This is a genomic window from Burkholderia sp. KL41 (assembly GCF_057005415.2).
Map to the genome: position 1 here is coordinate 2167168 of NZ_CM174447.1, position 23432 is coordinate 2190599.

At 60.8% G+C, this 23432-nt stretch carries 15 protein-coding genes and 1 pseudogene; 7 read left to right on the plus strand and 9 right to left on the minus strand.

The window, feature by feature from the left end; all coding sequences use genetic code 11:
* Positions 1-4 precede the first annotated feature (4 nt).
* A complete protein-coding gene (locus PQB87_RS27155; RefSeq protein ID WP_059683296.1) occupies positions 5-1396 on the minus strand; it encodes a sigma-54 dependent transcriptional regulator in 1392 nt (463 codons plus the stop codon).
* Positions 1397-2518: 1122 nt separating this feature from the next.
* Here PQB87_RS27155 and PQB87_RS27160 point away from each other — a divergent pair.
* Genes PQB87_RS27160 through PQB87_RS27170 form a run of 3 tightly spaced genes read left to right on the plus strand, consistent with a single transcriptional unit; the run spans position 2519 to position 4936 of the window.
* Entirely contained in the window at positions 2519-2854 is a 336-nt protein-coding gene (locus tag PQB87_RS27160) for a hypothetical protein (protein WP_155637172.1), read from the plus strand.
* Complete coding sequence (locus PQB87_RS27165; protein ID WP_027791409.1) at positions 2835-3419, plus strand: GNAT family N-acetyltransferase; 585 nt, start codon at positions 2835-2837, stop codon at positions 3417-3419. The genes PQB87_RS27160 and PQB87_RS27165 overlap by 20 nt, the downstream gene beginning before the upstream one ends.
* Complete coding sequence (locus PQB87_RS27170; protein WP_059683294.1) at positions 3416-4936, plus strand: mannose-1-phosphate guanylyltransferase/mannose-6-phosphate isomerase; 1521 nt, start codon at positions 3416-3418, stop codon at positions 4934-4936. The genes PQB87_RS27165 and PQB87_RS27170 overlap by 4 nt, the downstream gene beginning before the upstream one ends.
* A 98-nt stretch (positions 4937-5034) precedes the next feature.
* On the opposite strand, the gene PQB87_RS27175 is transcribed toward PQB87_RS27170, so the two are convergent.
* Positions 5035-6279: a right-handed parallel beta-helix repeat-containing protein gene (locus PQB87_RS27175; RefSeq protein ID WP_489244291.1), complete on the minus strand. Its 1245-nt coding sequence runs from the start codon at positions 6277-6279 to the stop codon at positions 5035-5037.
* A gap of 336 nt (positions 6280-6615) precedes the next feature.
* On the opposite strand from PQB87_RS27175, the gene PQB87_RS27180 reads away from it, so the two are divergent.
* From PQB87_RS27180 to PQB87_RS27190, 3 genes are all read left to right on the plus strand, one after another.
* A complete protein-coding gene (locus PQB87_RS27180) occupies positions 6616-6750 on the plus strand; it encodes a hypothetical protein (protein ID WP_257943093.1) in 135 nt (44 codons plus the stop codon).
* 245 nt (positions 6751-6995) lie between these two features.
* Positions 6996-8150: a glycosyltransferase gene (locus PQB87_RS27185; RefSeq protein ID WP_059683290.1), complete on the plus strand. Its 1155-nt coding sequence runs from the start codon at positions 6996-6998 to the stop codon at positions 8148-8150.
* A gap of 21 nt (positions 8151-8171) precedes the next feature.
* Positions 8172-9251 carry a glycosyltransferase family 4 protein gene (locus PQB87_RS27190; protein ID WP_059696333.1) on the plus strand — a complete coding sequence of 360 codons (1080 nt, stop codon included), beginning with the start codon at positions 8172-8174 and terminating at the stop codon, positions 9249-9251.
* A gap of 351 nt (positions 9252-9602) precedes the next feature.
* Here PQB87_RS27190 and PQB87_RS27195 read toward each other — a convergent pair whose 3' ends face one another.
* The 7 genes and pseudogenes from PQB87_RS27195 to PQB87_RS27225 form a co-directional block, all read right to left on the minus strand.
* Complete coding sequence (locus PQB87_RS27195) at positions 9603-10856, minus strand: oligosaccharide flippase family protein (protein ID WP_059683288.1); 1254 nt, start codon at positions 10854-10856, stop codon at positions 9603-9605.
* Positions 10857-10894: 38 nt separating this feature from the next.
* Positions 10895-12085 (minus strand): glycosyltransferase family 4 protein, encoded by a 1191-nt coding sequence (locus tag PQB87_RS27200; protein ID WP_059683286.1) that lies wholly within the window; start codon positions 12083-12085, stop codon positions 10895-10897.
* A gap of 384 nt (positions 12086-12469) precedes the next feature.
* A pseudogene (locus PQB87_RS27205) lies at positions 12470-13420 on the minus strand (IS481 family transposase).
* 92 nt (positions 13421-13512) lie between these two features.
* On the minus strand, positions 13513-15324 hold the full coding sequence (locus PQB87_RS27210) for a serine aminopeptidase domain-containing protein (protein ID WP_489242953.1): 1812 nt from the start codon (positions 15322-15324) through the stop codon (positions 13513-13515).
* Between the two features lie 197 nt (positions 15325-15521).
* Positions 15522-16667, minus strand: a complete 1146-nt coding sequence (locus PQB87_RS27215) for an acyltransferase family protein (protein WP_489242954.1) — start codon at positions 16665-16667, stop codon at positions 15522-15524.
* Between the two features lie 126 nt (positions 16668-16793).
* On the minus strand, positions 16794-18221 hold the full coding sequence (locus PQB87_RS27220; protein ID WP_153490721.1) for a DUF6418 domain-containing protein: 1428 nt from the start codon (positions 18219-18221) through the stop codon (positions 16794-16796).
* Between the two features lie 149 nt (positions 18222-18370).
* Positions 18371-20686 (minus strand): GNVR domain-containing protein, encoded by a 2316-nt coding sequence (locus tag PQB87_RS27225; RefSeq protein ID WP_153489660.1) that lies wholly within the window; start codon positions 20684-20686, stop codon positions 18371-18373.
* A 718-nt stretch (positions 20687-21404) separates the two neighbouring features.
* Between PQB87_RS27225 and PQB87_RS27230 the strand changes: the two genes are divergently transcribed.
* Positions 21405-22586, plus strand: coding sequence for a polysaccharide biosynthesis/export family protein (locus tag PQB87_RS27230; RefSeq protein WP_175828912.1), 1182 nt, complete (start codon positions 21405-21407; stop codon positions 22584-22586).
* The last annotated feature ends 846 nt before the right edge of the window (positions 22587-23432 follow it).

Consider the following 23432-nt stretch of genomic DNA (forward strand, 5'->3'; position numbering starts at 1 on the left):
AATCTCAGTCGGACGAGCCCGTCCCGCGCGGCCGCTCGATCCCGTATGCCTCCATCCAGCGGTACAGCGTCGCGCGCGACACCCCGAGCTCGCGCGCCGAAGCCGCGACGCGCCCGCGCGTGCGCAGCAGCGCCGTTTCGATTGCCTCGCGCTCGATCGACTTGCGGATGTCGGCCACCGACGGCGACGCCGCATCGAGACAGTATTCGAGTTCGAGATCCTGCGCGGTGATCAGGCGGCCTTCCGTCATCACGACCGCGCGGCGCACGCGGTTGATCAGTTCGCGAACGTTGCCGGGCCAGTCGTGCTTGTACAGTGCCGTGATCGCATCCGTCGAGAAGCCGCGTACGCGATGGCGCGCGTCGCCGCGGAAGCGTTCGAGCATGTGATGCGCGAGCAGCTCGATGTCCTTGCCGCGTGCGCGCAACGGCGGCTGGTCGATGCGCATCACGCACAGCCGGTGGAACAGGTCGGCCCGGAAGCGCCCCTCCGCCATCGCGTCGCGCAGGTCGACGTGCGTCGCCGACACGATCCGGACATCGACCGGCACCGGATCGCTGCCGCCAAGGCGATGGATTGCACGTTCCTGCAGAAAACGCAGCAAGCTTGCCTGGCTCTCGTGCGGCAGGTCGCCGATCTCGTCGAGCAGCAGCGTGCCGCCGTTCGCCGCTTCGACATAGCCGATCTTGCGCGCGTTCGCGCCGGTAAACGCACCGCGTTCGTAGCCGAACAGTTCCGATTGCAGCAGATGGGGCGGAATGGCGCCGCAGTTGACGGCGACGAACGGGCCGTTGCGGCGCTCCGAATGGCGATGGATCGCGACGGCCGTCAACTCCTTGCCGGTTCCCGTTTCGCCGAACACGAACACCGGTGCGTCCGTGCGCGCGAAGCGCCGCACCGTATCGAACAGCCGCAGCATTGCGCTGCAGGTGCCGACGATGCCTTTCTCTTCGGATTCGAGCCGTTCGCGGTCGCGCGCGAACAGGCATTCCATGCCGTACGCATGGCCGACCGTATCGGCGATCCGCTGGTGCGACGCCGGCAACGTGACGTAATCGAAGCAATAGTCGCGCAACAGCGCGCGCACGTTCGGCGAAGCCGTCTGGCCGACGTCGACGAGTGCGACCCAGACGACGTCGCGCATCGACGCGCAGGTCGACGCAATGCTGCCGATCGCGTCGGCGTGGCCGCCGCTCAGGTCGAGGATGCCGCAGGTGATCTCGCCGGATGTGTCGCGCAGCTCGCTCGCCTGCGCGACGATCGACACTTTCCAGTCGCGTCGCGACAGTTCCTTTCGCAGCATGACGGACGGCGACTGCGTCCAGTAAATCAGCGGACGCTGCCCGTTACCATTCCCCGCGCCGGCGCTCTTATCGCGCGTTATTGGCATATTCATAACGAACCATCACTTTCTCCACTCCGCGAACCGTTCGCGTGCGCTGCGGCCGGCGGCGCATGGCCGCCTTTCCGCGCTGCGTTTCCGCAGCTTTGGCGAAGATCGAAACTGCACACGGCGAGAACCCCCGGAGGTCGAGCCGGATGTCATCCGGCCTCGTTGTCATCTAACTCGAAGGGAACGCGCGGCTGCGGGAGCCACGACGTTCCCGCTTTGAAGCGACCCGCCGTCAAGGCGGAGCGCGTCGGCAGACGGGAATGCCGCCGGCATGTGCGTCACGTCGTACACGACAATGGCGCCCGATGCCGAACCGGATGGCCGCCAACCCGCTTCCGGAATGACCGCCGCATTTCATCCGCATTTGAATTTACACCCCGTTTCGAGATGGTCGTGTTACCAAAAGATAATCCTGAATCAACCGGTTACGCGACCTGTCGCACCGCACCACACGTGTTTGTCCACTGAGATTTGATTATCTACGAGCATTCCAGTCAATCAGTGGCAAATACTACTTTTCCGCACGATGGGAACGGTCGATTGCCTGTGATATTCATTGAAATCCCCCTGAAAGGACGGCACCGCATTTCATTTTCCACATAATCGGGCCCACCGGCGGCAGGCCGCATCGTATCGCGACCGCATGCGGCCTGCTTGTCCCGCACTTGTTCGTTACATACCGTAATCAACCACGCCGCGTCGTGCGTCCCGTTCCGCAGTGCCGGCGCACGGCGAAACGCCCGCCGCGCACGCCGGTCGCGCTCCGGCGAATCGTCGCGGCCAAGCGTGATGCCGATCGCGCCGACCGCCGCCCCCCGCAGTGCAGCATGGCGACGCCCGGTCGCGTCACACTCGTGTCCTGTGTTCCGTCTGTAAGGATGCGGGCCGCCCGTTGTCGTAATCGGCCATGCCATACCGCCTGGTCGCCTGCCGCGGCGACGACGCATCGCCGCGGTGGCGCATGCGTGCAGACAATGGCGTGGGGATGAGGGACGCGTGTGCCGCGCGGGCGCGCACGATCCGGAAGGAATTCGACGAGGCTCGACACGGTCTGCCCATGTGATGCAGCCGACCGCGTGCGCGAGCGTGTGCCCGGCACCGCCATGCACGATCGCCCCGTCGTGAATGCTCGAAATCTTCAAGTCCTGCCCCGGTTCTTTATTGACGTTCGATGTTGGCTGGCCGCGCATCGAGGCGGGCCGCGACGATGGGTCAATTATGGAAAAGCACGGGCCGCCGCGGTGTGTGCTACCGCACTTTGCGGCGCTCGCGCGGCAGGCCGCGCCGTGCGTGCCGTGCCGGCCGCGCGAATCCGGAGCGAGAGTACGCTTTCGAACAGACCGGCGCACGGCACACCCGGATGATGAGAATCGCCGCACCGCACGGAACGATCGCGTCCGCGCGGCACGGCGCGCCGAAGGCATCACGCGAGGACAGCATCATGGAATGGCATTGTTGTGAATTCGAACATCTGGGAGCCGTCGATCTCTATGCAATCCTGCGCGCGCGCAACGCCGTGCTGGTGGTCGAGGACGCGCACACGCATCTCGACATCGACGGCAAGGACGCGGGCGCGCTGCATGTCTATGCAACCGTCCGCGACGGCGACACGATGGAAGTCGCGGCCTACGCACGCATCCTGCCCGGCGATGACATCGACCCGGACGCCGTGATCGACAAGGTGCTGACGAGCGAGCGCCGACGCGACGACGCGACGCTCGAGCAACTGATCGGACGCGCCCTCACCGCCGCGCAGGCGGCGTGGCCCGACGCCGCGGTGCGCACGCACGTCCCGGCACCCCGCCAGGCGTTCTACAAGCGTTTCGGATTCCGCAAGGCCTACGGCCCGTATCTCGAACAGGGTGCGCCGTTCGTCGGCCTGGTGCGGCCCAGCGACCGCGCAGCAGGCGCGCTGCGCGGCCTGCTGCACCGGGTCGTTTCGGCACACCGGTCGCGCGACGACGACGCACGTGCCGACAGCCGTACACACAACCGGCTGCCCGCCGACACCGGAGCCAATCGATGACCCGCACCCTTCGCCCGGTTCCCGATCCCGACCTGCCGCGCATCCTGCCGGTGATTCTCGCCGGCGGCTCCGGCACCCGGCTGTGGCCGCTGTCGCGCGAGCAGTATCCGAAGCAGTTGATCGAGCTGATTTCGAACGAATCGCCGCTGTCGGCGACAGCGCGCCGCCTGAACGGCATCGCGAACGCGTCGCTCGGCGACACGTTGCTGCTGGTCTGCGGCGAACAGCATCGCGTCATGAGTGCCGCACAGGTGCTCGGTCGCGCGGCGCCCGCCCGCATCCTGCTCGAACCGGCCGCGCGCAACACCGCGCCCGCGCTGACGCTTGCGGCACTCGACGCGAGCCAGCTCGCGGACGATCCCGTGCTCGCGGTGATGCCGGCCGATCACGTGATCACCGACGTCGGCGCGTTCCAGGACGCGATCGCGCGCGCGGCGCGCTACGCGCAGGAAGGGGCGATCGTCACGCTCGGCGTGCTGCCCCGACGCGCGGAGACGGGCTACGGCTACATCCAGGTCGGCGAGCCGCGCACGGGCCGCCACGGTGGCCAGGGCGGCTACGCGATCGGGCGCTTCGTCGAAAAACCCGATGCGACGCTGGCCGAGCGCTACCTGCAATCCGGCGATTACTGGTGGAACAGCGGGATTTACGTGACGCGCGCATCGGTCTGGCTGAAGGCGATCGGCGCACTCGCACCGGACATCCATGCGGCCTGCGAAACCGCATGGCGCGCGGGCATCCCCGAAGACCCGTTCTTCCGGATCGATGCGGCGGCCTTCGACACGTGCCCGTCGGACTCGATCGACTACGCGGTGATGGAACGGCTCGCGGAGCACGGCGAACTCGGCATCGAAGGCATCGTGGTGCCGCTCGCGGCCGGCTGGTCGGATGTCGGTACCTGGGATGCGATCTGGGAAATCATGCCGAAGGACGATCACGGCAACGTCGCGCGCGGCCCGATCGTGTTCGAGGACACGCAGGACAGCCTCGTGCGTTCGGAGGGCCGCCTGATCGCGTGCGTCGGGATGAAGGACGTCGTCGTGATCGAGACGCCCGATGCCGTGCTGGTCGCGAACAAGCATGACGTGCAGCGCGTGAAGAACATCGTCGAGCGCCTGAAGACCGACCGGCGCCCGCAGGCGCGCGAGCACCGCAAGGTGCAGCGGCCGTGGGGGCACTACGATTCGATCGATCTCGGCCAGCGCTTCCAGGTGAAGCGGATCGTCGTCGAGCCTGGCAAGCGGCTGTCGCTGCAGATGCACTATCACCGCGCCGAGCACTGGATCGTCGTGCGCGGCACCGCGAAGGTGACGCGTGGCAGCGAGACGTTCCTGCTGTGCGAGAACGAGTCGACGTACATCGCGGTCGGCGAAGTGCATCGCCTCGAGAATCCCGGCCGGATTCCGCTCGAAATCATCGAAGTGCAATCGGGCGACTATCTCGGCGAGGACGATATCGTTCGGTTCGACGATCAGTATGGGCGGGCGGTCGAGGCGCTGCCTGCCCGACAGACATAGTCGATACGGCGCCCGCCCGGATCTCACTTGATCGATCAACCTGGCGGACGACGCCGTTCGCCGTGCGCGTTCCGCCGTCAATCGACAGCGCCGGGCAATCAACGAGGCTGCCACGCGAATTCGCGAACGCGCGGCAGCAACGACGTATCCGCACCGACTACATCGGGCGTAACCGGCCGGGTTTGAAGCGCCATCGCGCACGGCTCGGCTTTCGCGTCGCCGACAGCGCAATCCTGCTTCGGGCCAACCCGTACCGGCATGCCTCCGATCCCCGACAATTGATTATCCGCAAGCCGGACCCCAGACACGTTTCCCCACACGCGAATGCCGTCGAAGCGCGCTTGCGATACGCGGTTGCCGATCACGGCCACTTGCGTCACCGTACCGGACCACGTGCTGACCTCTATCGCTGCCTGCTGCGTGAGTGGGCGCGGATCGGTCCGGCCGGTCACCGTCTGGATATTCGTAATTATGTTGTTCTCGATCCGGACACCGGACGCGCCGTAGGTCTGGAAGCTGTCTTCCTGCGCGACGAGAATCCCGGAGCTCACCTGCACGTTGCGCACGACGTTGTTCGAGATCGTCACGTCCGCGCCGCCGACCACCGTGATTCCGCGCCCCCACGTGTTGCCTTCGAGCGAGTTGCGCGTGATGAAGACGTTGCGGCTCAGCACACCATCGCCCTGGTAGCTCACCACGGCAATCATGTCATCACCGGTGTCACGCACGACATTGCCTTGCACCAGCACGTCACGCGCGCCATGCGTCACATGAATGCCGTCGGCGAGCGTTGACAGTACTTCGTTTCCAACGATAGCGACGTCCGAGCCTCCAAACACGAAAATGCCGGCGCTGGCACCGCCTTCGATCACGTTGTCGAGTACTTGGACGTCGTGCCCCGTCACCTCGACCTTGGTCGACTCCCGCGTCGCCAGGCGCGTCGTGCCGGTTCCCCTGAGCCGAAATCCGATAAGCGTCGTACCGTCGCCCCGCATCTCGACCGTCTGGTCACCCGGGCGGGTTGCCATCAGCGTTGCGCCGTAACCCGACAGCACGACATTCGGCCGCCGCACGATCAGTGAACGACCGATCACATACCGCCCTGGCGCGAACACCAGTCGCTGCCCCGGACGCAACCCGTCCAGCACGCGTTGCAACTCATCCGCCTGATCTGCTCGGCCGGGGGCGGGATAAACGTATGCATCCGGTACGTTCGCATGCAGCGCACCTGAGGCCGACACGTCGGATGCCGCCACGACGATCCCGGGCCACATCAATCCGCCAGCCATCAGGATGCCGGCGATCACGGCGTACGCGCGAGACTGGCATCGTGAACCATGCATATCGAATCGGTTCCCTGGAAAAATCTGATGCACGGGGGCTGCCCCGTGCGCTCGAATACCCGCTGCCGCGGCCGACGTGGTTCACGCCCGCTGCCGCGAAATCGATTGCTTCTGCGGCGACGACAACAAGCTACATCCTTGCCACTTGTTGACCGCCGGGCAGGTCGGCGATTTCGTCAAAACGGACGAGGTAATGCTTTCCATTAGACCATTTGATCCTGCTAGACCTCGGTGCGCCAGCACACCTAGATATGCAGCCCCATCTCTTCTGATGCCGCGACATTCCACGAATCGTTACGCGGACATAGCGCGAATCTCACAACGACGAACCGCTCGGTGAATGTCGTCAACCCAGGCGGCGATCGATTAATTCCTTCGTCGGTAAGCCATCGCACCCAGCGCGTCGCGCATGCGCTGCACAATGCCCTCATCGTCAAACGCGCGCCACGACAGGCGCTTGCGGTTGCGTGATTTCGAGGGACGGTGGCCCGAGGCCTGCCCTCGTCGACTCTACCGTCGACGCCAACGGATCATCCACCTCAATCCCAACATGATGGATTCAATGCGCGCAATTTTCATTAATTCATGAATTAGGAATCCATATTTCACTGAGCCGGATGTCGCGTATGCGCGACCCGCCGGCTATTTGACAATCCGCCGTCCAACCACTTTCACGGCAATCGATGAAAAACGCGATCGAACCGACAGGCCGAAAGATGACCACAAAGAAGATCGTTCATATTGCCGAGGCGTTTGGTGGCGGCGTGCTTTCGATGGTGACCCTGCTGGCCAATCACGCCGCGGCAGCCGGCGTCGATGTGACGGTACTGCACTCGATTCGCCCCGAAACGCCGGCCGATTTTTCAACGTTGTTCCGGCCTGACGTGAAGCTGATCTACGTCGACATGGCACGCGAGGTCAGCATCAGGCAGGATCTTTTGAGCGTGCGCGCGCTGGCCAGGATTCTTCGCGACTGCAAGCCGGCCGCGATTCATCTGCATTCGTCGAAGGCAGGCGTACTCGGGCGTCTCGCGTCGAGAATTGCCGCGCCCAATGCGACGGTCCTCTATTCCCCTCACGGCCTTTCATTCCTGCGCTTCGATATTTCCCGCATGAAGCAGTTTGCCTATCTGAACTTCGAACGCATCGCGGCTCATATCGGCGGAACCATTGTCGCGTGCTCCGGCAGCGAGCTCGGTGAGATCAAGGAAAAAGTCCATGCGAAATCGGCAGTTCTCGTGGAAAACGGCGTCGATGTCGCCGAGATCCTGCCCCGCCGAGCACGAGACGATGGCAAGACAGTGGTTGGAATGAGCGGTCGGGCATCGTTCCAGAAGAACCATCACGCATTCGTCGAGCTGGCCACCAAACTGCAGCGGGCTGACGTCGACTTCCTGTGGATCGGCGGCGACGCCGACGAGATTCCGGATCCACGCCAGAGCACGGCCGTCATCTGCAGCGGCTGGGTGACTCGCGCACACGCGCTGGCACTCACGTCGGGTCTGGACATCTATGTCCAGACCTCCCGCTGGGAAGGCATGCCGGTCGCATTGATCGAAGCCCAGGTTGCGGGCATACCGGCCGTGGTGACGGACGTCGTCGGTAATCGCGACGTGGTGATTCACGGCGTAACCGGATATATCGCATCGAGCGTCGACGAGATGGCCGTGTATCTGACCAAGCTGCGGGACGACCGGCAACTTCGCGAAAAAATGGGTGCGGCAGCGCGCACGAGAGCGGTTCAAAGGTTTTCGATGAACACGGTCTTCCGGCAGTGGCACATGCTTTATGGCCTGGACGCGGTCGATTCTCACGCCGGCACTCGCGACTTCAAGCCGGTTGCCCTGGATCACGTCAAAGCCCGATTCTGAGTTCAATGTCCAATGATTGACATGACCGCCTTCAAAAAGTCGAAACATCTCGTGTACAACGGTCGATTCACCACGCAGAAGACGACCGGCGTACAACGGGTCGCACGCGAGCTGATCGCCGCGCTCATCAAGTTTCAGCCTCAAGAACCGGTGACCCTCCTTATGCCTCCACAGCCCGGCGTAGAGGTGAACGGCGCGCGGACCGTCAAGGTCGGTTTTTACAAGGGTGCCGTGTGGGAGCAACTGGTGCTCCCGTTTTTCGCCCGTCCCGGTCGGCTCGTCAATCTCGGCAATTCCGCGTCCATTTTCATCCGCAACCAGATCATCTACATGCACGATGCGGCGGTATTCGACACGCCCGCCCACTTTTCGCGTTCGTTTCGGGTGTGGTACCGAATCATGTTCTGGATCCTGGCGCGAACCTCCGCTTGCGTGCTGACCAACTCCTATTTTTCACGGGACCGCCTCGCCTACCACTGTGGCATCTCGACCGAGAAAATCAGCGTCGTTCCGCTTGGTGCGGATCACCTCGACTCGCTGAAGCCCGACACGAGCGTGCTCGACGCGCACTCGCTGACGCCGAACCGGTTCGTGCTCGCGGTCAGCAGCATGAATCCCACCAAGAACTTTGGCCGGCTCATCGCGGCATTTCGGCAGATCGACGATCCGTCGGTCGACCTCGTCATCGTCGGGATGAGAAACACCACCGTGTTCGGAAACCAGGATCATGTCTTGGCGGCAGAACCGAACATCAAGTTCGTCGGCTATATCAGCGACGAGCAACTGAAAGCGCTGTACCAAAATGCGGCATGCTTCCTTTATCCATCCATCTACGAAGGTTTCGGCATCCCTCCTCTTGAAGCGATGCGCTATGGTTGCCCGACGATCGTCGGAAAAGCCGCCGCGCTGCCGGAAGTCTGCGCCGATGCGGCGCTGTACTGCGATCCGTATTCGCAGGACGACATTGCGGAAAAATTGCGGCGCGTGCTGGGTTCCGACGCACTCAGAGCCGAGCTCAGACGGAAGGGAAATCTCCACGCGGAAAAATACTGCTGGAGCAAAAGCGCAAAAATGATGACGGAAATATTCGAAGGGCTGTAGGCGATCGAAGCAAGCCGTCGCTTCGACGGAGGATTCGCACCGACATGATCCGGCGCGCTCACTCTGACGGTCGTCTCAACCAAGACTCGCGCCGTCACCAAGCCCTGGAATCATGGAAAGGGTCGGCATTTGCGCGCCGAGGCAAAGAAGTTCATGACCAAGCCCCCGATTCGACTAGCAAATACTCGACCGGAAACCTGATTCGCGTATGTCACGCGGCTGAATCACCAGTGACGCAGCATCCGATCCTTGCCCATACTTGCGATCATGGCGCGAGCAGCCCTTCGTGCTCTCGGTAGAGGACAACGAACCGTCGTCGCCGCAGACCAACCTGTTCCGTCACGAGCCGCATCACCTCGATCTTGCCGGTATGTTGATCAGGCCAACCCGTTCACGGAAGAGCACGTACATGAGTACGACGGTCACGATCGTTTCGACCATCAACACCGCGATCGCCGCGCCACGCTCCGCGAATAGCGAGGCAAGCGGCGGCAGTATCGTGACGTTCAGCAAGCCGGACGAGATCAGGATGGTACTGAAAACGCGCTTCATGCCGAGCGGCAGCATCGTCTGGATTCCGAATAGATCGGTCATGCATGCCATGAACGGCACCAGCGCAAGACAACGCAGCACGCCGACTGTCGGCCCGAACGAGTCTCCGTACAGGATCCGGACCGCGAGCGGCGCGAACTCGTAGATCACCGCCGACATTGCGAGCACTAGCGCCCCCTGCACGACAATCAGCTTGCGAAGGAACGCGAACGCCTCGTCACGTGCGTTATGCATCAAATAGGTGATATGAGGGTAAGTGGTTGCCCTCAGCGGCTGCAACATGCCGACAGCGGCCCGGATCAGCTTGTCGCCCGCGGCAAAATAGCCTGCGGCCACGTGACCGGAAACGATACTCAGCAGGACGGTATTGGTCGAGGCGTAGAACGAGATTGAAGTCGATGCGAGGAAGACCTGCGTGCCGCCTTTCAATGCATCGACAATATCCGCGAACCGCACGCGGACACGCGCGATCTCTTGACAAAAGAACAGGTAAGCAAGCGAGGTGAAACCGCAGAGCAACGGCACGGCTGCATTAATGGCGACCGCATGAAGAATATCGTCCGGCGTGTGAACCCACAGGAAGAAAGCGGCGACGCTCAGTGCGCGATACCCGACCACCGTCATGCTGAACACGCTCAGCTTCTGAATGCCCTGAAAGTACCAGCCTGGCGTGAGCGCGGCGCCTATTGCCATCCCGAATTCGATCAGCAGCGCCGTGCGCTCCGCTTCGAAGTACGGAATCAACGACGTCATCGCGACGAGTACCGCGAAGCCCGCGACGGTTATCAGCCACTGGGCGCTGATGGTCGTCCAGAAAATTCTGGACCGCTCGATCTTGTCACGCGCGAGCGCGACGCGCGGCGTCGCCGTCAGGTCGAAGCTGTAATTCACCAGATTGATGAAATACGTTGTCACCGCGAGCACGAACGCCAGCCTTCCGTACTGTTGAGGGCCCAGCACACGGGTCAAGAGCGGTAGCGTGACGAGCGGCACGACATACGTCGAGATCTGCAACGCAAACAACATGGCGAAGTTTTTTCGAACGGCGGTCATCGTGCTTTCTGAAGTGAAAATGGGTAGTGCATCGACTGTCAGCAGGCACGCGTGCGCGGTACGGGCTCGTCAATGCCGAGCGCGGCATACAGCGACGATGCGTAGCAATCGATCGAGTAACGTGACCAGTCGTAGTGACGATTTTCGTCGGCGAGGTGCGTGCGTAGCGCGTCGATTGCGCGGGAGAAATCTTCGGGGAAGTTTCGATAGAGGATCTTGTTGCCGATTTCGTCGCCGAATGTCGACAGACTGCCGATGTCGTTCACGAGCACCGGCAGGCCGAGCACCGCGGCCTCGACTATCACGAGGGGGGCGTTTTCCACCCAGATCGACGGAAGCACAAGCGCGTCGTGCGTAGGCAGTTCGGCGAAAAGCGCGGCGTGATCGAGACGGCCGGCAAAACGCAACCTTCCGGCTTTGACGAGGTCCGCGTGGCGTTCCTCGAGAGGACCGCGCTCCGATCCGTCACCATAAACGGTAAGCGATTCGATCGCTTCGCCGGCGGAATCGGCCATAAGCGCGAGAAACTGAGCCAGTCCCTTGTCCGCTTCAATACGGCCGACGAACGCAAGATCCAGGCGAGCGCGCTGCGCAGGTTTCGGCGCGCGCGGAACCAATGCCGAATCGATCGGATTCGATAGAAGCGTGACACGGGTTCGCCCGAATCGCCCGATCAGGTCGCGCATGAACGGGCTTGGGCAGAGGATTTCATCGAACAGGCCAAGCGGGTCGAAAAGTGCATTGACCGTGTGCCAATGCAACTTCTTAACGACGTCGTGGAGAATTCCGTGCGGACTGGCGACAGAGACGATGCGTCGGGCACTGTGCAGCTGGTCCAGCGACAATGGTTTCGTCTGCCCGCGGGAATAGATCTGCAGGCTCGGATTGTAGAACACGAGATGGTAATCGTGCGCAGTCAGGTACAAACTGCACCCCGAGCGCCGCTTGTAGCGGGCAAGCACGGGCAAGATCGCGCTCGACAGCAGATTGTGATAATTGTGTACCAGAATGCGTTGTGGCCGAAACCGATCGAGCTGCGCGACGAGCGCACGCGCAGTCGCGCGCGACCATACACGAGCGCGCCGAATATTTTCGACCGCGGGCAGCGCATGCTCGTCGAAGGTTTCGACCGTCACGTCGTTGCGCGCGCGCAGCACGTCAACGGACATTCGGTACACCTCCTCCGCCCCTCCCCTTCGAACGAAGTCGTTGATGACCAGCACGCGCATCACGCAGGACCTCGACATACGTGATGCCGGAAGCTCGACGCATCGTCATCGTCTTCGCGTCGCGGCGAGATCTGCACGGTGTCGCAGGCCGCTTGCAAGCAGTAAATTTTGCGCAATTTCCGGCAGTCGTGGCAATTTCGTTTCATGGATATTCCTGAGCGGAATCACGGCGCCACGTACGTCCGGCAAGTGGCCCCGTGACACACTACGTCGCAACGATAACGTACCGAGAATGACGAATCTGTTCGCATGGTCACTCAGAGCCGGTTTCGCCATACCTTCCCGGTGTGCCCGCGAACGTTCCCCGCAACGCGCGAAACGAATACCGCGATAGCGGCGGCGACATAACGATGCCCGCCCCGCCGACAACGATAAGGCTGCGGCCTAGCTGCGAAGCGTCAAGAGGTTGTTTCTCGACGCGGGCAGTCTGGCCATCGGCGCAATTCCGCCGATGGCGCTGTGGGCACGATGCCGGTTGTGGTGATGCGGCCAGCTTGCGAAGGCATCGCTGCGGTGGGCGGAGCTTTGGTATGTCCAGGCGTATGCCCACTCGCGCAAGGCCGATTGGATGAACTGCTCAGCCTTGCCGTTGGTCTGCGGACGATACGCCCGTGTAAATTTGTGCCTGATACCCAATTCCTGACAGGCGCGAGCGAATTCGCGTGAACGGAACGCCGAACCGTTGTCGGTCAACAGCCTGCGCACACGCACGCCGAGTGCTGCATACCAAGCCACGGCGTCACGCAAGAACTGCACGGCACGGGCCTGTTTCTCGTCCGGATGCATCGCCGTGAAGGCAATACGAGCGTGGTCATCTACGGCCACAAACAGATACTCCCAGCCGATGCCATCCACCGAATTGCGCCGATCGCCCGTGACGCGATGGCTGGGGCGTGCGATGCGGCCGGGCTTCTTGGTATCGATGTGCAGAAAATCCCCCGGAGCCTCATGCTCGTATCGCTGGATGAGCTCGCGCCGCTGCAGATCGGTCAAACGAGACAATCCAGCACGTACCAAGACTCGACCGACAGTCGACGCAGATACACCGACCTGGCGTGCGATCTGACGCTGCAACAAGCGCTGCTGGCGCAACTCCACGATCAGCAGAGCCGTGTCCGGCGCAATCGCGCAGGGCGCACGAGTTGGTCGAGAAGATGCGTCGGCCAGTGCAGCCGCACCGCCTGCCAGGTAGCGTCCCAGTCATTTGCGTACAGTCGGCGCCGTCACGCCGCGGTCGGCTGCCGCCTGCGGCACACTCAAACCGAATTCGGTGATCTCGTGAACCATCTCAAGTCGGTGGGCAAAGGTGAGTCGGGCATTCTTATGGGTGTTCATCCGGCTGGCTTCCCGGAAGGTTGGATGTTTGGCGACTGTCTCCCGGACTCAGTCCGGATGAACCATCGATACAACCCATTGAAGCTTCACAACTAGAGCGTCGACTCGGTGTGCCGTTTGCGCGAGTGCGACACAGTCGCGTGTTTCGTTTTCTCCGGCACCGCTAGCTCCACCGGCGCCCGCCAACATGCAAGCAGTGTAGTACACCTATCGATGACATATTGCGCGGCGGCGGTACCGTGCAATGAATGATCGACGGATTCCTGCAGATCGACCGATATGTTCGGCAAATGAGCGAACGCTCGCGACGCGGGACCGAAATGCCGTACCAGTGTATCGACGCCCGGATCGAGCATGCCGTAGACAAGATGGGTGCGAATGCCACGCGCCGACATGTCGCGCAGCAATCCTCGCGGCGTATCCTTGCCGGGGTATCTCCCGACCCGCTCTGCGATACGCATGATCGGCACCGACATGAAATCGACGAGGAAGCGCGACAATCCGCGCAGTACCGGACGCAAATCACGACCACTGCGCAGCAGACGGCGCCACTTTCCAGCGCTGCGCAGCGACGCTAGATAGCCTCGCATCGAATTCGTCTGATTCTTGATCACATTCGTGAGCGTCTCTCCGCGCGGCCACACGAAGACCTGGAGATTGACTGCGATCGCGCCGGCAAACTGGCCGTTCGACGCGGCATGAAGCGACGTATACGCGCCGGAGCAAATCCCGAACGAAACAACCTTGTAATGCCCGTGCTCTTTCAGCCAGTCTGCAGCTGAAACCATATCGATGATTACCTGATCCGAATACGGGATGTCCTGCTGATTGTCACGTGCGCGCGCGCCACTGTCACCGATTCCGCTGGCATCGATCCGCAGACTGCAGATACCCTGCGCGGCAAGCGACCGGGCGAGTCGAACCGCGAGGCGTCCATCCGCGATGCGCGGATTGGCGGCCGTATTCGTTATCAGGAGAGTGGGTGCGGCGGCACGCATGATGCCTTCGGCCGGCTCGCACAGCACCCCGACCATCTGCTGCGGACCCACGCGAACGATTCGTTCGATACTTTCTTTTCCCTTCAGTACCACGCCGGCGTCGGTGCATTGCGCGCACGCGCGAACGATCGGATCCGGATCGTCGTCGAGCCAGTCCGCAACCGTGTCGAGCAATGCCTCCGGAAGCCGCGACCAGAGCGGCTCTCGCATTGCGTCCGCCCAGTCGGCGCATGCATGAACCTTTACCTCGACACCCCGCGCCTGCAACGCGTCCGAAAGCGTCGCACTGTCGCCGTACGGTGCATCGACCAGCAATGCGCGCGCCGGCAATGTGCCCAATTGACCGGCAATCTGGCGAAGGTCGATACGCCGCAGCGCCTCGACCAGATCATCTGGGTACAGGTGTCCGAGTATGTTCAGGGGTTTCTCGTCGCGAACCGCGCATCTCACGGTCGGCGGGGCATTGTCGAGCCAGTGTTGCGCGACGACAGAGAGCTCGCGCAGGTAGCCGCGACCGCGCACGACGGGCGCGAGCGCGATGAAACGGGTCAGCCCGGGGATGCCGTCCGCGGCGAGGAGCGCCACTGCCGCGCCGGCACGTACCCCGACGAGCGTCAGATGGTCCACCGTGATGCGCTCTCGCAATGCCTGGACCGCGGACTGAACGCTCCCGAGCATTTTCCCGAAGCGATCAGGATCGCTTTCGTCGCCTAGCGAATCGCCACTCGCCGGATAATGAAAGCGCAGCACCGGGAAGCCACGGTCAGAAAGATGCTCGGCGAGTGAACGCACGAGCTTGTGAAGCCAAAGTGCTTCGTGACCGAGCGGCTCGCAGATGACGATGCCGTGTGTTCGATTGCCCTCGTGAAGCCAGCCGACGCATCCATCAAACTGGACAGGTGTCATGGTCTTATCCTTGTTTTAATAAACTCTAACGAAATCCGCTATATGGACTTCAATCGTGCGGTGCCGACCGATATCCGTTTCATGCCGCAATCCAGCATCCCCCGGAAGATATCGGGCGTCCGCTTCTCGATCCCGAGAACCATCCGCGTTTCTCTTTTTCAATCGGCCCGAATGTCGCCCGGACCGATCCGTACGGATCAGCCGTCAGCGTCGCCAGAGGCAAACAGACTACTGCTGCGCCGTGCGGTGAGCGTACGCGCAAACTCCACGAACGGAGCCTCGCACAAACGATAGCCGGCCCATGACAATGGAATCAAAGGCAGGACCGGTACGATCATGTAGAGACCAAGCGGCCATCCGGTGACGTGGAAACGCTGGCAAAACCAGAACATTGCAAACAACGGGAGGCTATGCAGCAAATAGATCGAGTAACTGATCTCGCCCAGCCATGAAAGCAGGCGAATGCGGAGCTTCAGAACGGTCGCCAATGCGACGAATATCGCGATGCCGATGAAGTAAGCAAGCGAAGTCGGAAAGTGTTCCATGTTGTGATGTCGCCAATCGCTGAGCGCCCCCATCAGCGCGACACTTGCAATCACCGCCGTCAGGCAACCTACCGCCGACCGGTAAGTGAGCGCCATTCGACCCGGTGCACCATGCCCTGGCCATCGAACGCGCAGCAATTTGAGAGGCGTGTCGTATGCCTGCCGAAAGCAGGCACCCCAAAACATGATACCGAGATGGTACGGCATGGTCTTGTATTCGCTGGGCATACCGGCCGGGGCGAGTTTCAACTCGACGATCGTCACGAACAGCCCGGTCAATCCGATGCTGACAACACATAGGCAGAACATCCGGTGAAGTACGCCGCCCCAGAACAAGATTAGGCAGAGCCCGTAAAAATACAATTCCGTCTCGAGCGTCCAGCCATGCGGCAAGATCAGGCTTTCTCCGAATGCGGCGGGCATCATGGTCACGTTTGCCACGATCCCATCGATATCCATTTTTTTATCAAACAGATACCAATGAACAAAATATCCCAAAGGAAGCGCCAACCAGTATGCCGGGTATAACCGGAAGAACCTTCGAACGAGGAACCGCTTCGTTCCCGCACCAATCTCTCCGTGCAGGCTGCTGGGAATCAGCATGCCGCTGATCGCGAAAAACACGACCACACCCACACGCCCGAAATTCATGGAGCGTTGAAGCGTGTCGAGCATGTATTGCGATCCTGCCAGCGGAGCAAATCGCTCGGCATAGTGTGTCCATATGACGAGTATCACGGCAACCGCGCGCATCGCATCGACATGGTGAAAGCGCTTCGAATCGTTCGAGTGGGACATGGCTGAAATAGTGAAAACCCAAGTATCTCGATCGCAACGCGACACCCATGCCTGCGGCGTCCGCCCAAATGATTCCGGTCGTCGAGATCGCACCGTTCGGTGCAACGGCCCAAGCGAATGCCGCATTCAACTCGAGCCGGAACGCCTCCTGTCGATCACGTACCACCAAACCAGTGCGGCCAACGCATAAAATGCCGTGCGCGAGCCGAACATCATCCAGTAATCGCCCTGCTGAACGGCGAAGGTCGCATACGAGAAGACCTTCGCCATCAGCCACAGCATCACGACCCCGCCACGCATCGTGACCAGGATCTGTAACGCGGCCAGCGCACCATATACGACGCCGGTCATCGCGACGAAAATTGCCCCCCCGACATAGCCGAACCAATACACGGGTACCGCCATGTTTCCCATCGTGAACGTGACGTCGTCGAAGATGTAGGCCTTGAGGAGCTGTGGCTCCATATACGAGATCATCAAGTCGCGCAAACCACTCGGTTCGGAATCGTCGAAAAAGGTTGGCATCGTCCAGGAAGCGAGAGAGTTCACGAAACGCCAAAAAGCAGCCGCGCCGCCGAGTGCCGGTGCCGTGAACATCCGCGCATCACCGTCCACCACGTACCACGGCTGCCCCTGCAGCAGAAAGCGCGACGAGATCACATCCGCAACTTCCAGCCCCTGCCCCCGGTAGGCGTAAACGATGGAAACGGTGCCGAGCAAGAGCGCCAGCCCGGCACCTATACCCAGATAGCGGACAACCGGCTTACCGTTCATCGCATGAATCGCGATGAACGGCGCCAGCGAACACAGGCCGATATGCAGCACCGCCATGAATTGCTCGCCATGCAGCACATTGAGGCCCAGGTCGATCGCCATCGTGAGGATCGCCAACCACCGGATGCGTTTATTGGAACTGGTGGCAATGGTGCCCAACAAAAAACCCATGAAGGTTTGATTGTTCAGGAAAAGATTGAACATCGCGCCGTTCGACGCATCATTGCGCAACGCATACCTATTGATGCCGGTAAACAACGAGAATCCCGACGTCAGCCCCGCCAGCACACCGGTCACGATGATCGCGGCCGCAAGTGCAAACCCCATCGTCATACTGATTGGTTGCAACGCGATCCGCGCCCTGATCGGCTTGTACGACGGGCGCTCATCAAGGAACCTGTCGAATGCGACGAGCGCACATAAGACAAAAATCAGATAGAACGAAAGAAGCCGGCTGAAAGCGCCGGTCGCCTCACCCGAGATGTCGGTTTCCCTCAGGTATCCACCGTTCTCCAGTCCGACACCGGCAAGGAATGCAGTCAGCCCGATCGCGAGTACATAGAGCACCGACACTGCAAACACCGGACGATACTTGACCAGGACGACAAGTCCCGATGTTGCCAGCAACAACGTGCACGTGGCGCTCGACTCCGTCACGCCGAGCGCCGGCATCATCGCATTGATCAAAAACGCAAGCGCGAATAACGTCGATATCGTCACCCCGGTTGCGGATATCGCCCCCCCGTTGATTTGTATTGTTCGCGCAGTTTTTTCTATCATGCTGCAACCCGAAATTCGTTCCACCGGTGACGCACCGTTCTAGCCGCGCGCGCCCTGCCCGCTGCAAGATCGCCCCCTTCCGCAAGCGCACTGCCGGCTCCCTCGCTCGATCCAGCCATGAACCAGCGAATTGACTGGTGCATGCGATATCAGGCAACGTTTCTCAGCAGTCCCTTTCTTACCCGCTCCCACGCCCTGAACAGAAATGCAACGGGTACGACGTCGCCTGGAGCGTTTCGCGACTTGGCTTCTTTCGTATGCGGCTCGATGTTCGCGTAATGGCGCCGACGCAACGGTGAAGGCTGAAAGCCGTTGAATACCAGCCCATCCACTTTCACGCCAACCCGGTTCAAATTCCGGATCACATCCGCCACGCCGGCGTAGCTGACCGAACCTTGCCGCGCCACCACCAACGTAACGTCCGCCAGCCTCGACAACATCGCGACCTTCGCGACCGGGCGCGCCACTGGCGCATCCACGACGACCGCGTCGTATTCGCGTCGCAATGCGGTGATCAGAGGATCGAGCCGTTCCATTTCGAACAGGTGCCGCGACGGCTCGACACGTTTTCCGGCAGGCAGTACATCGAAATTTTCCCGGACGTGGTAGATCGCCTTCCCGATGTCCCGCGAGCCAGTCAACACATCCGACATCCCTGCCGGGTATTTCGTGGACACGTATCGATCAGCGCCCGATTCGTCTGCATCGGCACGCACCAGCAGTGTCTTGAGACCGCTTTGCGAGAACAAATGCGCAAGATTGGATGAGATCATCGACCTGCCCTGACCCGGCTCGGGAGACGTGACCAGAACGATCCTTGATTTACCCTGCGTAGCAGTCGTCGCGTAACGCAACAACAGCGCCAGATCGTCCAACGCTTCGGCCAGCGGCGTATCGGGATACTCCCTTGCCGCTATAAACGCCGATCTGTCGTTCAGGTCGGCCTCGACCTGATGTAACGAGGTCGGGACAATACCCAGCACAGGGACGCCGGCCACCTCCTCTAAATGCTCCGGATTCCGGGCGTTTTGGAAAAACAACGCACAGCCTTGTGCCGAAGCAACGCCCAGTATCAAACCGATCGCAGCACCCAGCACGATGACGAGCAAGCGTTTCGGCTGAACCGGTTTGTCGGTGACATCAGCCTTGTCGATAACGGACGCGTTACCGACGGTGCCAGCTTTTGCAATTTGCAGCTGCTGCGCGTTGTTCATCAAGCCGATATAGAGTTGATTGTTGACCTCGACGTCGCGCGATAGGCGCAAGTAGGTCTGCTGCTGCGACGGCAAGCGCGCGACCTTGCTTTTCAATTCCGCCGACTGCTGATCCAGCGTTTTCAGCTTGCTGGCTACCGCAGTAAGCTGAGGTTGTCCGGCGACATATTTCGACGCCAGATCCTGGTACTCGAGCTTGGCTTCGAGCCGCGACTTTTCTACGAGCGCCAACTGGTCGATCAGCAGTTGCACATCGCCTTGCGCATCGATCGATCCCTGTGCATTGCGAAACTCGTTCAACGCATGCTCAGCCTGCTCCAGTCGCTTCTTGACCACCGGCAATTGCGTGTCGAGAAACGCAAGACTGTGCTCGGCATCCTCCGAGCGCCGCTTTGTCTTGGCGTCCAGATAGGCGGCAGCAATGGCATTGAGCAACCGCGCGGCATACACGGGGTCAGGGTCCTCGAAACTCAGCTGCATGATGCCCGACTGACGTTTCGTTTCGGCCCCGTTCAGTTTCTTCAGGACAGCCTCGAGTCGCACCGGCGTGGCGACGCGGCGCACGCGAAATTCCGTACCGGCGCGTGCCACGATCCGCGATACCTCCACCCGATACCCGTTTGCCTCGGTTGGTTGGCCCACTTGGCCCGCCAACACCTCTTGACCATTGCTGTTCTTCAACAGGAAGCGATTACCCTCGAGATAGTCGAGTTCCAGTTTCTTGCCGATCTGCGCATCGGGAACGTCGAATTTCGTGAATTCGATCCGCTCGCCGCCCCACGCCCAAAACGGCGTATTTAACAATGGCTCGACGAGGCCATTGCGATCCTTCGACAAGATCGAACCGAGTAAACCGCCGACGAGCGGAATCGTATTCCTGACCGACACATCTACCTGCGCGACGGTAGCGTCGATTGCCTGGGTGACAACCGCGCGCGAGCGAGCGATATCGATCTCGCCGACGACGGCCGAGTTCTGGATATCCAGCGCGTTTGAAATTTCGGAGAGCGAACCCAACGCGCTGTGCTTGTTTTCCTCGACCTGTATCAACGTGTCCACGGAGTACATCGGTGTTGCCGTAACGGCATACACGATCGCCAACAGCAAACACCCCAGGAAAACAGCCAGGAAAACGCGCCAGTGATCAAACACGTTTTCCAGCAGCTGGACCAGCGTGAAGTCAACCCCGTTTCGAGAAATACTTCCCGATCCGTCTCGAGATCGCTTCGATGAAGGCCTATCCAATGTCATGCATACGCTCCCAAATTGCCGTCCTGACGGGCTTACTGTCGCCGTGCATGCTGTTGATCACGCATGTCCCGCCACTCGCTCCGGGCCACTCTTTTCGGCACATCACGCGAGGCACTTGTCCTGAGTCCGACCACCTGCACGCGAGAACGCACCGTCGAATTCGTTGAACAGAAAACAAGTGACCTTGCTGGTCCGGATCACTATGCGATAAATGCGCGGTTTTCTGAGTGCGATGCCTTACATTAAGCGGCCCCGAGTAAGCGAATCACCGGGTCGCCGACCCTCTCGCGCCACGTCGGGGGTCGATTCGAGAAATGTGGCCCAGCCTACTTGAACGCGCCCGACCGCAAGGTTCCCCCCCTGTTTTCGACCTACCCCAACCGCACAATTAAATGACGAATCAACGACTGCTCGCGAGCGACCAATCCGGCCTGCTATCCACGGCTGGGTGAACTAACGCACATCCTTTTTCCGTGGTTCGTCCAACATGGCCCATGCGGGAACCCATCCCGGATCGGCCGGTACGCCCGGCAGCATGCGATGAGGTCGAGGCGTTTGATAGTCGGTCGACTGGAACGGCAAGCGAGCGAGGAAACAAGTGGGGTCTTCGGTCGAACTCAGGTTCATGAGCCCCCGTCACCTGCCGAAAAACGTCTTCGTCGCAATACGTCAATGTATCGATGACAAGGCTTTTTGTTTAACCATGCTGAATGACGACATGAGCAGCCACGAACGATTCGGCACATCGGTGCCGAACAAGAACGACCCGACAGGGCGCCGAACGCGCGCGGCGCTTTGCCTGGCGATTTCCGCCATGCTTTCCGCTTGTGCATATGCGCCCGGACAGCACATGGCGTCGTCCCCTGCATTGCCGGTCACGACTGACGACAACGGTGACGTGACCAGCGACATGAAGGTGCCGGTCAAGCAGATCGATCTGACGCTGATCACGCTCATTCGCGCGGAGCAGAAGAACCGCACCGCGTCGCCCATTCCCGACAATCTGCTCGGCAGGCCAAGCGGCTACAGGCTCGGTCCGGGAGACGTGTTGCAAATCACGGTATGGGATCACCCGGAATTCGCCACCGCTGCCGGCCAGCCGACGCCGAACACGAAGTCCTCGGACGCGGCGCCCGGTTTCGTCATCGATAGCGACGGCAACGTGCAGTTTCCATACATGACGCGACCGATCCACGCCGCCGGAAAAAACGCGGCGCAGATCCAGCGGGAAGTCACTGCCGAACTCAAGAAGGTGTTTATCAAGCCGCAAGTTACCGTTCGCGTGGCATCGTTCCGTGCCGAACAGGTGTATGTAGACGGTGAAGTGCGAGCACCCGGTTCGCAGGCGATCAACGACATTCCGATGACCTTGGTCGAAGCAGTCAATCGCGCCGGTGGCTTTGCACCGACAGCGGACCAGAGTCGCGTCACGATCACGCGCAATGGGACGACGTATCCGGTGAATGTCGCGCGGATGATGCAAACGGGCAAGAACCCCGCCGCCATCATGCTGCAGCCGGGCGACCTGCTGCATGTGAGCGCGCGCGAAGACAATCCGATCTACGTGATGGGTGAAGTCAACAAGCCGCTGGCCGTGCCGCCGCAACGTGACGGTTCGCTCACGCTGAACGAAGCACTTGCACAGGCCGGCCAACTCAACCAGCAGACGTCGAATGCCAAACAGGTTTTCGTGTTGCGCAAGGCCGACGACAGCGATCCCGTAGTCTATCGACTCGACATGAAGTCACCGGTTTCGATGCTGCTGGCGAATCAGTTCCCGCTGGCGTCGAAGGACATCGTCTATGTCGACAATACCGGGCTCGTCCGGGCCAGCCGCGTGCTGAATCTATTGCTGCCGGCAATCAGTGCGGGTTTGACCGGCGCGCTCATCACCAAGTAATTCCGCTTGTCGGCCTCGGCAAGCCAGCGTGCGAACCGGAAAGACACCGTCCGGTGACGCACGCTGTTTCATTTATCCGGGGGGATACGCCGCGGCCTCGCGTGAGCGGCACGATATACAGTCGGCTAGCGTGTTCCCGCTGGCGTTGTATGTGCCGATTCCGATCTCCCGTTCCCGCTCGGAACACCGGCCCCCGTGACGGCTTGCAGCCCGTAATAGAAAGTATCGGCATTGGCGCACACGGACGAAAATGCGCGGAATCCCGTCATTGCACCGGCCAGGGACAGTGCCCCCGTACCGGTAGAAGTGGTCGTTTCCTGAACCCGATCCTGAAGCTGGAATGCCATATCGATCCTGCACGTGTGATTGTCGGACTTAGCGGAAATCAACTCCTGTCGCACCTTCGGATTCGATGCCCGGTTTATTGATTATCGAAAAGAGATGTGCGAGTTCGATCGAGCGTACGCACCCGCGCAAGACTATAAACAGATTCACCGGCAAACAGTGCGTGAAATGACCCAAGTGATCGAGCGATACCGCCATCGCCATATGAAAAGTACGTTTCGAACATCCGGTCAACCGCGTCGTATTCGATGACATGTCAATGTCGATCCCGTTAGATGTGCACGCAACGAACCGGACAACTAGTCGCGGCGTATTGCTCTCGCAATAGCACCAGCACACAGGTACTTCTTACCCGACCACACCCCCACCATCGGGAACGATGACCGCCTTTCCAACCCACCCTGCGCGACTACGCAATAAAGATCGTACATATCGGTAGAAACACCGATGCTGTAGTCAAACTACATTCATACCATTAGTCGCTGCAGAGAATCGCTACAT